The sequence below is a fragment of the Streptomyces sp. NPDC096105 genome (assembly GCF_044763335.1).
Taxonomy (GTDB): Bacteria; Actinomycetota; Actinomycetes; order Streptomycetales; family Streptomycetaceae; genus Streptomyces.
Genome location: NZ_JBIWGC010000017.1, coordinates 47,132 through 59,527, shown reverse-complemented (window position 1 = coordinate 59,527; position 12,396 = coordinate 47,132). Strand labels below are relative to the sequence as shown.

At 71.7% G+C, this 12,396-nt stretch carries 11 protein-coding genes; 6 read left to right on the top strand and 5 right to left on the bottom strand.

All coding sequences use genetic code 11. From position 1 onward, the window contains the following. Nucleotides 1-87: 87 nt before the first annotated feature. A complete protein-coding gene (locus tag ACIQ8B_RS24315) occupies nucleotides 88-969 on the top strand; it encodes an alpha/beta fold hydrolase (protein WP_290011183.1) in 882 nt (293 codons plus the stop codon). Between the two features lie 58 nt (nucleotides 970-1,027). On the opposite strand, the gene ACIQ8B_RS24310 is transcribed toward ACIQ8B_RS24315, so the two are convergent. From ACIQ8B_RS24310 to ACIQ8B_RS24300, 3 genes are read right to left on the bottom strand one after another with little or no spacing between them, the layout of a single operon-like run. Continuing rightward, complete coding sequence (locus ACIQ8B_RS24310; RefSeq protein ID WP_403549551.1) at nucleotides 1,028-2,572, bottom strand: FtsX-like permease family protein; 1,545 nt, start codon at nucleotides 2,570-2,572, stop codon at nucleotides 1,028-1,030. Further along, complete coding sequence (locus ACIQ8B_RS24305) at nucleotides 2,569-3,291, bottom strand: ABC transporter ATP-binding protein (RefSeq protein ID WP_403549549.1); 723 nt, start codon at nucleotides 3,289-3,291, stop codon at nucleotides 2,569-2,571. The genes ACIQ8B_RS24310 and ACIQ8B_RS24305 overlap by 4 nt, the downstream gene beginning before the upstream one ends. Beyond that, nucleotides 3,288-3,824 carry a PadR family transcriptional regulator gene (locus tag ACIQ8B_RS24300; protein ID WP_403549547.1) on the bottom strand — a complete coding sequence of 179 codons (537 nt, stop codon included), beginning with the start codon at nucleotides 3,822-3,824 and terminating at the stop codon, nucleotides 3,288-3,290. Before ACIQ8B_RS24300 ends, ACIQ8B_RS24305 begins: the two co-directional genes overlap by 4 nt. 178 nt (nucleotides 3,825-4,002) lie before the next feature. Between ACIQ8B_RS24300 and ACIQ8B_RS24295 the strand changes: the two genes are divergently transcribed. After that, nucleotides 4,003-4,254 (top strand): zf-HC2 domain-containing protein, encoded by a 252-nt coding sequence (locus ACIQ8B_RS24295; RefSeq protein ID WP_403549546.1) that lies wholly within the window; start codon nucleotides 4,003-4,005, stop codon nucleotides 4,252-4,254. Nucleotides 4,255-4,483: 229 nt separating this feature from the next. Further along, a complete protein-coding gene (locus ACIQ8B_RS24290; protein ID WP_403549545.1) occupies nucleotides 4,484-5,038 on the top strand; it encodes a GNAT family N-acetyltransferase in 555 nt (184 codons plus the stop codon). 228 nt (nucleotides 5,039-5,266) lie between these two features. Here ACIQ8B_RS24290 and ACIQ8B_RS24285 read toward each other — a convergent pair whose 3' ends face one another. Beyond that, the gene (locus ACIQ8B_RS24285) at nucleotides 5,267-7,366 is read right to left on the bottom strand and encodes an ATP-binding protein (protein ID WP_403549543.1); all 2,100 of its coding nucleotides are present in this window, start codon (nucleotides 7,364-7,366) and stop codon (nucleotides 5,267-5,269) included. A gap of 947 nt (nucleotides 7,367-8,313) precedes the next feature. Further along, entirely contained in the window at nucleotides 8,314-9,384 is a 1,071-nt protein-coding gene (locus ACIQ8B_RS24280; protein ID WP_403549541.1) for an alkene reductase, read from the bottom strand. A gap of 196 nt (nucleotides 9,385-9,580) precedes the next feature. Between ACIQ8B_RS24280 and ACIQ8B_RS24275 the strand changes: the two genes are divergently transcribed. The 3 genes from ACIQ8B_RS24275 to ACIQ8B_RS24265 all read left to right on the top strand — a co-directional run bounded on the left by ACIQ8B_RS24275 (nucleotide 9,581) and on the right by ACIQ8B_RS24265 (nucleotide 12,253). Continuing rightward, nucleotides 9,581-10,678 (top strand): CE1758 family FMN-dependent luciferase-like monooxygenase, encoded by a 1,098-nt coding sequence (locus tag ACIQ8B_RS24275; RefSeq protein WP_403549539.1) that lies wholly within the window; start codon nucleotides 9,581-9,583, stop codon nucleotides 10,676-10,678. Then, a complete protein-coding gene (locus ACIQ8B_RS24270; RefSeq protein ID WP_403549537.1) occupies nucleotides 10,675-11,337 on the top strand; it encodes an FMN reductase in 663 nt (220 codons plus the stop codon). Before ACIQ8B_RS24275 ends, ACIQ8B_RS24270 begins: the two co-directional genes overlap by 4 nt. 130 nt (nucleotides 11,338-11,467) lie before the next feature. Continuing rightward, entirely contained in the window at nucleotides 11,468-12,253 is a 786-nt protein-coding gene (locus ACIQ8B_RS24265) for an alpha/beta fold hydrolase (RefSeq protein ID WP_403549535.1), read from the top strand. The last annotated feature ends 143 nt before the right edge of the window (nucleotides 12,254-12,396 follow it).

The window sequence follows — 12,396 nt, the reverse complement described above, 5'->3', positions numbered from 1 at the left end:
CGCAGGCTTCGGACATGGAGGAGCGAGCGGCCCCCGGCCGTCGCCCCACCGGACCTCAGTAACGACTCACCAGAATCGAGCGGCACCATGGCACCCACCATCCCGGACTTCGAGTACCGGCGCGTCCCCGTCGCCGAGGGCGTGTCCCTCAACGTGGCGGTCGGCGGATCGGGCACTCCGGTCGTCCTGCTGCACGGCTTCCCGGAGACCCACCTCATGTGGCGGCATGTCGCCGCCGACCTCGCCGCCGACCACACCGTCATCGTTCCTGACCTGCGCGGCTACGGCGACAGCGACAAGCCGGTGGAGGACGGCCCGGACACCTACTCCAAGCGGACCATGGCCCAGGACATCGTCACGCTCGCCGAGAAGCTCGGGCACGGGCGCTTCGCGCTGGCCGGCCACGACCGCGGCGCGCTGGTCGCCTTCCGCGCCGGCCTCGACCACCCGGACGTCATCACCCACCTGGCCTGCCTCGACGTCCTGCCCACCCTGGACATGTGGGAGGCGCTGCACGGTGTCACGGCGGCCGTCGGCTTCCACCTGTACCTGATGGCCCAGCCGCCCGGTCTGCCCGAGAAGATGATCCAGGCCAGCTCGGACGAGTTCTTCGGCTACTTCCTGGACGTCTGGGCCAACAACCCGGACGCCGTCCCCGCCGACGTGCGCGAGGCCTACCTCACGGCGTGCCGCGAGGCCGTCCCCTCGATCGTCGCCGACTACCGCGCCTCCGCCGGCATCGACGTGGACCACGACCGTGCCGACCGCGCCGCGGGCAACCAGCTCGCCATGCCCGTCTCAGTGCTCCAGCAGGACTGGGGCGCGGCCCTCGGCTACGAGGCCGCCGCCCTGTGGGGCGCCTGGGCCCAGGACCTGGACCACTCCACCGTCTCCAGCGGCCACTTCATGGCCGAGGAGGCCCCGGAGGACATCGCGGAGGCGCTGCGCAAGCTGCTGGCCCGCTCCTGACGGTGCGTGCGGCGGGCGGAGTACCGCCCGCCGCACGGGGCCGGGGGCCGGGCTGCGCTCACTGCACGCGCAGTTCCCCGGCACGAGTACTCATCCGCAGGAACAGCAGGCTGACCAGGGTGATCACCACGGTCGCGGTGACCGCTCCCCCGGCCAGCAGCGCGAGCTGCCCCCAGGGCACCTCCACGACGGCCTGCACCCGCTCCGCCGTGTGCAGCGAGGAGTGGGCCTGCGCGTAGGCGGCGTCCTCGCAGGCGCTCGCCGGGTCGCCCGGCAGGGGAGTGCAGCGCAGCGCCTCCAAGGGCTGCGCGTCGTCCGCGCCGGGTACGGCCAGCCTCGGCAGCAGGATGCCCACGGCGACCGCCAGCAGGACGGTGGGCACGACCGGCGTGAGGATCTGCCAGGCCAGGGCCCTGGACAGGACGGCGCGCGGGGTTCCGCAGGCGACCAGTGAGGCGAGAGTGCGCCGTCTGGCCATGACCCCGTCGGCGAACGCCACGAGCAGTCCCATCGCCGCGATCGCCGTCGCCCCGATCACCGCGTAGCCGACCAGGTCGTAGGCGCGCTCGTAGAACTCGGTGCCGGCCGGCACGTACGGCTCCCCGAGCAGTCGGCTGTAGCGCCGCAGGTTCTCCTCGCTGGCGCGCCCGGTGGCCACCGTGAGCGCCGAGAGCCCCGCTGCGGCGGCCCCGGCGATGAGGGCGACCATCATCGCGGAGAAGGTGCGGCTGCCGGACCACGGGTCGGCCATCAGCCGCCGACCGGCCAGAAGCGTGGCGGGACGCCGTGCGAAGCGGTGCAGCAGCCGTCCGGCGGTGTGCGAGATCCACCCCGTGCCCCACACGACGCCGACGGAGACGGCGAGCACGCCCGTCACGACCAGTCCCCCCATGACCAGGGTGGGGAGGTCGTCGGTGCGGGGGCGGCGCGTGAAGTAGCGGTGGGCGGGTTCGACGAGCGCGCACAGGCCGAGGCCCGCGAGGACGAGCGCTCCCGGGAGCGGGCCGGGCCGTCCGGTCCGCACACGGCGTACGACACCGAGCGGGGTGAGGGTCACCCGGCGCAGGGCGAGCGTCGTGAGCGCGGTGACGAAGAGGGGTACGCCCGCCGCGACGAGCACGAAGGCGACGGGGTGGGGCAGGACGTCCGTCGGCAGCGGGCGGCGCCCGTCGGCACCGGGGGCGTCGAGCAGGACGCGGCCGAGGAAGTAGGCGCCGAACCCGGCCAGGGTGCCGGCGACGGACGCCAGGGTGGTCTCCGCCGCCGCGATGCGCACCACCTGGCGGGGGGTCGCTCCGGCCATCCGCATCGCCGCGAGCCGCCGCTCCCGGTCCGGTGCCCCGAGCCGGCCGCACTGCGCCACATAGGCGAGGACGGGGATGCTGAGCAGCAGGATGCCGAAGGCGACCCCGGGGCGCAGGCCTTCCTCGACGAGCAGGTCGTTGGTGTAGCCGGCGGCGTGCTGCCCGGTCACCGCGAGGACGGTGGCGGCGGCCAACAGGGGCAGGGTGGCGAGGGCGGCGCCCAGGGCCGTCAGGACGGTGCGGGTGCGGTCCGTGCGACCGCCGGCCAGGGCGAGCCGGACCACGGTGAACGGACTCAACGGAGGTTCCCCTGACCCTCGACGGACGTCAGGGCGTTCATGCCCTCCTGCGGGAAGCGGTCGTCGGACTCGACGGTGCCGTCGCGCAGCCGAACCTCGCGGTCGGCGTAGGCGGCCACCCTGGCGTCGTGGGTGACGATGACGACGGACATGCGCCGGCTGCGCGCGGCCTCCACCATGTGCCGCAGGACGACCTCGCCCGCGAGGGTGTCGAGCGCTCCGGTCGGCTCGTCGGCGAACAGGATCTTCGGGTCGGTCACCAGGGCGCGGGCGAGTGCCACCCGCTGCTGCTGCCCGCCGGACATCTCACCGGGCAGCCGGTCCGCCATCTCGGCCACTCCCAGCCGCTCCAGCCATTTCCGGGCCGCCTCCTCGGCGGGGCGCCTGCCGGTACCGCCGAGGAGGAGGGGCAGCGCGGCGTTCTCCACCGCGGACAGGTCCGCGACGAGCTGCCCGAACTGGAAAAGCACGCCGAACTCCGTGCGGCGTAACACCGAACGCCGGGACTCGCCGCACGTGTCGACACGGGTGTCGCCGTAGTGGACGGATCCGGTCTCGGGGGTCAGGATGCCGGCCATGACGTGCAGCAGCGTCGACTTGCCGCATCCGCTCGGGCCGGTGACGGCGACGATCTCGCCCTCCCGTACGCCGAGCGAGATGCCGCGTACGGCCGGGGTGTTGCCGTAGGTCTTCACCACGTCACGGGCTTCGAGGATCATGAGCGCACCTCCTGGTGCAGTTCGGTGACGCGCTCCAGGGCACTCTGCATCCAGCGCAGATCCGCGTCGAGGTGGGAGATGGCCAGGTCGGCGGCGAGCACGTGGGCGACCGGCGTGCGCGCGGCGGTCTTGAGCGCCGTCAGCGCGCGCATCCGGGCGAGGTGGGCGGCACGCTGGGCCGCGAGCTGGCGGCGGGCGGCTGTCTCATCGTTGACCAGCAGGGTGATGACGACCTTGGCCAGCAGGACGTTGGACAGGTGCGGCGCCGGCGGCTCCACGCGTGCCAGCCACGCGCCGAGCGCCTCCCGCCCCTCTCCGGTGACTTCGTAGGTCGTGCGGTCGGGGCCGCCGGCCCGGTCGTGCCCGGCCTCGGCCACCATCCCGTCGCGTTCGAGACGGCCGAGGGTCGAGTAGACCTGGCCGAAGGGCAGCGGTTTGGCGCCCGGCAGTCGTTCGTCGTGCACGAGCTTCAACTCGTAGCCGTGCATGGCCCGTGGCGCGAGCAGCCCGAGCAGCACATGGGGGGTAGACACCCGGTGCACTATTCACTCAGATAATAGATGCTGTCAAACACCGGCCCGCGCCGCCTTCGGCAGTTCACGGCGACGGGCCCTCGTGCTCACCGTCCGCGTGAGCGACAATGGGACCTCGGTGCCAATGCCGCTCACCGGCACCGGTCGTGTGACGACGGACCGGCCTCGGAGGGGCATCGTGGAGTGCGAGCACGCCCGTTACGCCATCGCCGCCCGGCTGTTCGGATCGCTCGAGGAGCCGGAACGCGCAGCCGTGGACGAGCATCTCGGGAGCTGCGAGGAATGCCGGGAGGAGTACCTCGAACTCGGCGAGGTACTGCCCGCGCTCGATCTGGTGCGGTCCCACGAGGCGGACGGTCCGCGGATGCCCGATCCGCAGCGCGCCATCGACGCGGCCCGCGCGGCCACGCGATGCCGTCGCCCGGTCTGACCCTCCTGTCGCCGCCCCGCCCGTCCGCCGCCCCTCGGCGCCGTCCGAGTGCGCGAGGTGAACCGTCGGCGCCCGGACGTCGTTGAGTCGGTCGAGCGCGCGGACAGCGCGCGAGGACGCCACCGCGCGGCGGCACGGGCACCTCGCGGGTGGGGCGCGGCCCGCTCCCCCACCCGGACGCCGGCCCGCGGCGACCGCGGACGGGGCAACCCTCGGGAGGAGGCATCCAGTGCATCCGGTTTTCCAGAAGTCTGTGCAGGCTCTCGTCACCGGCGAGTTGATCCGCACCCGGTACGCGGTCCCCGGGGACCTCGACGCGGTCAACGCCATGCACGCACGGTGCACGGTGAAGTCGGTCATCGGCCGGTACCGCGCGCCGCGTTTCGGCATCCGTCCCGCCGAGTGGTCCCGGCTGACCGATCCCGCCACAGGGTCGAGCTGGGTCGCGGAGCACCTAGGCGAGCCGGGCCGGGTCATCGCCGTCGCCCATCTGGCGCACACCGGGCGGGAGGGGGTGCGAGAGCTGGGTCTGCTCGTCCAGGACGACTGGCAGTACCGCGGCCTGGGCACCGCCCTCGCCCGGCACGCGGTGCGGCACGGGCGGCGCACCGGCTGCCGCACCGTCGTCATCACCACCGGCGAGCAGAACGGCGCCATGCGGAGCATCGCCCACCGCCTGGGAGCGCCCGCGCCGATCCGCATGCTCGGCGATCTGGAGTTCACCGTCCCGTTGCCCGGCCATGACGAACACCCGTACCCGGGTGGCCGCGTCACCGTGCCCTGACTGCCGGCCGACGCGAAGGGACGGGAACTTCCCTCGCGGACCTGCGCTTGCCCGGTGCGCGCCCGCATACCGGTCGAGCTGCGGTTTCACCGGGAACCCTGTCGGCGCGGCGCGGCACGGCCCTCCGCCGCTCCCCGGCCACCGGCCGCCGTACGACCGTCCCGCGGCCGCGCTCCCCTGCCGGGGGGCGAGCGCCGCACCGGGCAACGAACGGCAGTGCGGGAGCGGTCACCGGGACGGCGGTTCCGGGGCCGGGAGCGGTGTGCCGCTCAGCTCGTGCTGCCAGAGCAGTTCCGCGACACGTTCCACGGCGGAGGTGAGGTGTCGACGGTACGTGCTGAAGGGCAGGTCGAGACGTTCGGCCGCCGCCTCCTGGGTCGGGACACCCTTGAGGTAGGTGGTGACCAGGGCCCGGTATCTCTTGTCCCCACCGCGTTCCCGGGGCAGCGTCTCCACGACGCGCGACAGGACGTCCCCGAGGTCGCCGCCGTTCTGCCGGACGAGGCGGCTGCGGCTGAGGGGGTTGGCGGCGAGGGCCTCAGGACGGCGCAGGGCACGCAGGGCGTTGCGCACGGCGGTGTCGAACTCGGGGCGGGACAGCACGGCCAGTTCGGGCACCTGACGTACGGCGGGGTCGCCGGCCGCCTCCACCGGGCCCTTCCCTCCGGCAAGGATGACGTCCGTCCTCGCCGCCAGCCACGAGATGACGGGCTGCGCCCGCCAGTCGTGGGCGAACAGGCGATAGGCATGGCCGCCGACGACCACGGCGGTCGGCGTCGGAGGCATGTCGAAGTGGGTGAGGTGATCGTCCCAGAAGCCGTCGTCGCGCATGACGACGAAGTGCCAGGCGAGGCGGTCCGCTCGGTAGATCTCCCCCATGACCCGCCACTGGGCGAGCGTGGTGGCCGGCGCGGGCCGCTGGTACGTCTGCGGACAGACGGTGAAACGGGCCACGGCCAGGTACTCGTTCGCCCGCAGCGGCTCGTGGGCGCGGGCGTGCTCCCAGGCGGCGGCCACCACCGGGTCCAGGTCACAGCCACGCTGGTCGGTCAGCCGCAGCCAGGCCGAGCAGCCGATGATCTCGTCGGTGCGGGTGGAGCGGTAGACACGGAACGCCTCGGGCTGCTGGTCGAGCCAGTAGCGGGCGACGGCTGCGGACTCGGGGCCCTCGGCCTCCGCCACGAGGTCCACCACCCGGGCCTCGTCGGAGGGGAGGCAGGGACCGTCGTACACCAGGCCCGCCTGATTCCAGTCGTGGAACTCGGCCATGTAGCCGTCGGTCCGGTACAGGTAGAGCAACGCGCCCGTGGCCGGCAGGAGATGAACGCTGGGAGCCGCGCGCAACTGCTCGAAGAGGTGCTGGTGCAGCTTCTTATGCAGGACGGCAAAGCCCTCCGGGTCGCGCCAGCGCAGATCGGCGACCAGAGTCTCGCGCACCACGTCGTGGGGGAACAGGCCGAGGGCGGTGCTCTCGACGTACGGCTGGGCGCGCAGCCAGGCGAACAGCTCGGGTGCCTGCTCACCGAGCAGGGCCCGCAGCAGACTCTCGGAGGTGACGTGGGCGTGCGCGCAGATCTCCAGAGCCTTGCGGTGGTTGTCACTGGGCGCGGGCTCACCGATGAGCTGGGACAGCAGCATGGCGATGACGTCCTGGCTGGGCGACCAGTCGGGCATCGGTCCGTTCGCGTCCGTCGCCGTGGACCCCGGATCTCCGGCGTCCACGGCGACGGAGGCGGCCAGCGCGAGGGCGAGCGGGTTGCCGCCCGTGAAACGCAGGAGCGCCTCGTGGCGGGCGGCGGGCACACCGCGCGCGGTGAGAAAGGCCAGCGCCTCACCAGGGGTCAGGTTGCGCAGGGCCACTACGTTGAGGAGGTCCGCCCAGCCCGGGTCGGACACCCACCGGGCGTCGGGCGGAACGCGTCCGGCGACCACGACGACGACGCCCACGGGCATGCCGGGCAGGAACTGCTCCCAGAGCCAGCCCTCGAGACCCTGGCAGTGTTCGAAGGTGTCGACCAGCAGTACCGCTCCGGGTTCGCTGACCGCGTCCTTGGCCGCCGCGGTGAAGTCCTCCGGCGTGGGAGGGACGGTACGGCCGTCGACCTCGACCACCAGCCGGCCGGCCCGTCGGGCCTCCTGCGCGAACCGCCGGAGCAGCGCGGACTTGCCGATGCCGCCCGGGCCGTGCAGATAGTGCACCGGAGCGGCACCCGGCCGCTCGTCCAGCGCGCCGCGGAACAGGGCCTGCTCCACCGCCCGGCCGACGAACAGCCGCTCACGCGCGGCGGTCAGCCGGCCGGCGAATGAGCCTCTCTGCTCCAGGCTCATGGCTACCTCGCTGATGGTCAGTGATCTACCTGGATCTGCCTACGATCCGTGCAGCATACGCGGTCGTACTGTCGCGCTCGCACAGGTGAGCGGGCCGCCGACGGCACGGACGTGGTGGGCGAGGCGTGGCCTACGGACCAAGGTGTCCACGGGAGGCCACGGAACGACCAATGCCTACGTGCCCGTAAACATCTGGTGGCTGTTCGCGATCAAGATGCCATGCATGATGCCGTGATCGCTGAGGGCTACGGACCCGCAGCCGTCCACATGCCGTTGCGGCACGTGGCACACGGCTGTCCATGGGGAGGTGGAGGTATGTGTCCTGACCGGGCGGTGCGAGGGGGACGGGGCCGTGGCCCGCTGTGCGGGTTCCGGCAGCTGACGGTGCGCCGGCGGTGAGGGTGCGCTGAGTGGTCTATATCGATCCGGAGCACGCGAATCTGTATTTCGTCATGATCGGCGAGCGTCCGCTTCAGGCCGACGGGGACCTGGCGATGGAGTTCGCGCGGCTGCTGCGCTGGTCGGCCGGTGAGGTGGAGCAGCTGCGGATCGCGCTGCCGGAGGTGCGTCACCACTACATGGACGACGCGCTGCCGGATCTGGTGGCGGAGCGGTTCGATGAGCTGCTGGACACGATGACCGGGCCGAGCCGGGGCGCGCTGGAGCTCCTGGACGAAGGGCTGCGCCAGTCCGGTGACTCGGCCGGTGACCTGTCCTTGATGATCGAGGAAGCCCACCGCGAGGCCTACCTCGAGTTCCTCATGGTGCCCTGGCGGCGCGTGTCCGGATCGTCGTCGCTCATCCCGGCGGGGAATCACTCGTCTTCGACGCCGGCTCGGCCCCCGTGGTCCGCCTGTCCTTCGACGGCACACGGTTCCTGCCGCCGCCGGACGTGCCGTGACGGTCGGGACCACCACGGCAGCCCACCGGCGCGGGGCGCCCTCGCGTCAGCTTCCGTTGACCTCGGCCAGTGTCGGGTAGTCGGTGTAACCGCGCTCGTCGCCGCCGTAGAAGGAGGCACGGTCGGGCTCGTTCAGGGGCGCACCGTTCTTGATGCGGTCGACGAGGTCGGGGTTGGCCAAGGCCGCGGACCCGACGGTGATGACGTCGGCGAGACCGTTGTCGAGGTCCGCCACACGGGTGTCGAAGTCCTTGCCGGGGCGGTTGAGGAGCAGCGCGCCCGGCCACGCGGCACGGATGCTCTTCAGGAGGGTCTCGTCACCGGTCTGGGCGACGTGCAAGTAGGCGAGGCCGAGCGGCGCCAAGGCGTCGACCAGCGCGCCGTAGAGCTGCGGTACGTCGTCCTCGGTGATGTCGTTGAACGGGTTCGCGGGCGAGATGCGCAGACCCGTACGGCCGGCCCCGATCTCCTCGGCGATCGCGGTGGCGACCTCGACCGTGAAGCGGATGCGGTTCTCTACGCTGCCGCCGTACTGGTCGGTGCGCTGGTTGGCGTTGCTCGAGAGGAACTGGTGCAGCAGGTAGCCGTTGGCGGCATGGATCTCCACGCCGTCCGCGCCGGCGCGGACGGCCGCGGCCGCCGCGCGCCGGAACTCCTGGACGACCTCCGCGACCTCGGCGGTCGACAGTTCGCGGGGCTCGGGCATCGGCTGCATGCCGGTGGCGGTGAACATACTGGCCTCGGGGCGCACCGCGGAGGGGGCGACCGGCGGGCGGCCGTGCGGAGTGTTGGAGGGGTGCGCGACGCGGCCCACGTGCATGAGCTGGATGACGATACGGCCACCGCGCTCGTGGACGGCGTCGGTCACCTGACGCCATCCCTCGACCTGCTCGTCGGTGTGGATGCCGGGGGTCAGGAGGTAGCCCTGGCCGTCGGGGGAGGGCTGGGTGCCCTCTGTGATGATCAGTGACAGCGACGCGCGCTGGGCGTAGTACTCGGCGTTCAGCGCCGTCGGCACGCCTTCCGGCGTGGAGCGATCACGGGTCATCGGGGCCATCGCCAGGCGGTGCGCGAGGGGGATGCTGCCCAGTTCGATGGGGTTCCAGAGGGAGGACATGGGGCTCCGATCAGTCATGCGTGGCTGGCCACGTAAATTGAGGATACAGTTATGTGGTCGGCCAAGCAATTGCGGCGACGGCTTCCCCGCGCCGTACTGCCTCCGCGTGGCCGGGCCCCTGGTCAACGCGGTTCACATCCAGCCCGTCGCACGGGTTCGCCCACGGCACGTATCGCCCGTCTCGGAGGACAGCACCATGCAGTTCGGCATCTTCAGCATCGGCGACGTCAGACCCGATCCGACGTCGAAGCGCCCCGCCTCGGAACAGCAACGGCTGCGGATGATGGCCACCCTCGCGGCCAAGGCCGAGGAGGTGGGATTCGACGTCTTCGCCACCGGCGAGCACCACAACCCGCCCTTTGTCTCCTCCTCCGCCACGACCCTGCTCGGGTTCATCGCGGCACGGACGAAGCGGATCATCCTGTCCACCTCCACCACTCTGATCACCACCAACGACCCGGTGAAGATCGCGGAGGACTTCGCGGTCCTCCAGCACCTCGCCGACGGGCGGGTGGACCTGATGATGGGGCGCGGCAACACCGGACCGGTCTACCCCTGGTTCGGGCGGGACGTCCGTGACGGCATCCCGCTTGCGATCGAGAACTACGCGCTGCTGCACCGCCTGTGGCGCGAGGAGACGGTGGACTGGCAGGGCAAGTTCCGCACCGCGCTCCAGGGCTTCACCTCCGTGCCCCGCCCGCTCGGCGGCGTCCCGCCCTTCGTGTGGCACGGCTCCGTACGCAGCCCCGAGACAGCCGAGCAGGCCGCCTACTACGGGGACGGCTTCTTCGCCAACCACCTCTTCTTCCCCAAGCGGCACTTCGTCGGGCTCGTCAACCTCTACCGGGACCGCTTCGAGTACTACGGCCATGGCACCCACGACCAGGCCGTCGTCGGCCTCGGCGGACAGGCGTTCATGCGCCCCAACTCCCAGGACGCCCTACGGGAATACCGCCCGTACTTTCGCAACACCCCCGTCTACAGCGGCGGACCGTCCCTGGAGGAAGTCGCCGAGCACACGCCCCTGACCGTCGGCAGCCCGCAGGAGGTCATCGATAAGACCCTGACCTTCCGCGAGACCTTCGGGCACTACCAGCGCCAGCTGTTCAACGTCGACCCGGGAGGCATGCCGGAGAAAACCGTGCTGGAGCAGCTCGACCTGTTCGGGGAGATCCTCCCGGTGCTCCGCAAGGAGTTCGCCGCCACCCGTCCCGCCCAGGTACCGGACGGCCCCCTGCACCCGGCACAACGCACGGCTGCGAAGTCCACCGCCGCCAGGGAGGTCACCTCATGAGGAACGTACGCCTGAGCGTCGTATCGGCGGGTCTGAGCGCTCCCTCCTCCACCCGGCTGCTGGCCGACCGGCTGACGGACGCGACGCGGCGAGCCCTGGAGGACTCCGGTCACACAGTGGACGTCAGCATCGTCGAAGTCCGCGAACTCGCCGCGGACATCGCCCGCAACCTGACCCTCGGCTCCCCCACTCCGGCCGTCGAGAACGCCTTGGACGCGGTGAGCCGGGCGGACGGACTCATCGCCGTCACCCCCGTCTTCAGCGCCTCCTACAGCGGGTTGTTCAAGTCGTTCTTCGACCTGCTCGATCCTGCCGCGCTGACCGGGACACCCGTACTGGCAGCGGCCACCGGCGGCACCGCCCGGCATTCCCTGGTCCTGGAGCACGCGCTGCGTCCGCTCTTCGCCTACCTGCACGCCGCCACCGTGCCGACCGGAGTGTTCGCCGCCACCGAGGACTGGGGCACGGCCGGCGACGCCCACACCGCGGACCTGCCGACCAGGATCAGACGAGCCGCCCTCGAACTGGCGCGCCTCGTCACCTCCCAAGTGACCGACGAACCCGGCGAGGGCGAAGAACCGGGCCGAACGGCGGAGGTCGTCCCGTTCGCGGAGCAGCTCGCCGCGCTCGGCCACACACCGTGGAGCCGGGAGGGCTGACACTCCTGACAACCGCAGTCACCTCAGAAGGAGCATCATGTCCAACGACCCGAACAGTGACCTGCCCAAAGGGTTCACGCGACACCACGTCACGGCCAACGGGACCGGCTTGCACGCTGTGGTCGGTGGCGTGGGAGAGCCCGTTCTGCTGCTGCACGGCTGGCCCCAGACCTGGCGGTCCTGGCGGCATCTCATGCGGCCCCTGGCCGACCAGGGCTACACCGTCATCGCACCCGACCTGCGAGGCACAGGGGACTCCGCGCACGCCGAAGGCGGTTACTCCAAAGACAACCAGGCCAAGGACATGCGGCAGTTGCTCGCCGCGCTCGGGGTGACCGGACCCGTGCGGCTGGTCGGGCACGACATCGGCGGCATGGTCGCCTTCTCCTACGCCCGGCTCTTCCCCCAAGAGGTGCGGCGGCTCGCGCTGGTCGAACTCGCCGTCCCGGGCTTCGGTCTGGAGAGGGCGATGAATCCGGCCGGCGGCGGCTCCTTCCACTTCGGCCTGTTCATGACGAACGAGGTACCCGAGTTGCTCTTCGAGGGCAGCGAACGCCCCTTCTTCCAATGGTGGTTCCCCCGTCTGTCGGCGGCTGAGGGCGTCTTCACCCCGGAGGAGATCGACGCGGTCACCGCCTCCTACCGGGGGCGGCAGGCCCTGCGCGCCGGATTCGGGCACTACCGGACGCTCCTCGAGGACGGCCGGACCAACTCGGCGTGGGCCGACGCCGGCGGCCGCCTCGACATGCCGCTACTGGCCGTCGGCGGCGAGCACAACGTCGGCACCGGACTCGCCGACGGTCTGCGGCACATAGCACCGCACGTGCGTCCCTCGGTGATCGAGGGCAGCGGGCATTTCCCGCCCGAGGAACGTCCCGCTGCGCTCCTGGAGGAACTGACCGCCTTCCTGGCGTAACGCCGCACGTTCCCGGCCCACTCCCTCCCCGGCTCGGACGGGCGGGGGCGGAAAAGAGACCCACGTTGATACCGTGGTCGACCACACAAGCGCGACGGGAGGGCTGTGATCATGCACTGTCATCGCAGGGAGACCGTCGACGG

Coding starts and splice junctions, on each gene's coding strand:
- ACIQ8B_RS24275 (WP_403549539.1), top strand. CDS start 9,581: ATGCAGTTCGGCATCTTCAGCATCGGCGACGTCAGACCCGATCCGACG.
- ACIQ8B_RS24280 (WP_403549541.1), bottom strand. CDS start 9,384: ATGTCCTCCCTCTGGAACCCCATCGAACTGGGCAGCATCCCCCTCGCG.
- ACIQ8B_RS24285 (WP_403549543.1), bottom strand. CDS start 7,366: ATGAGCCTGGAGCAGAGAGGCTCATTCGCCGGCCGGCTGACCGCCGCG.
- ACIQ8B_RS24305 (WP_403549549.1), bottom strand. CDS start 3,291: ATGATCCTCGAAGCCCGTGACGTGGTGAAGACCTACGGCAACACCCCG.
- ACIQ8B_RS24270 (WP_403549537.1), top strand. CDS start 10,675: ATGAGGAACGTACGCCTGAGCGTCGTATCGGCGGGTCTGAGCGCTCCC.
- ACIQ8B_RS24315 (WP_290011183.1), top strand. CDS start 88: ATGGCACCCACCATCCCGGACTTCGAGTACCGGCGCGTCCCCGTCGCC.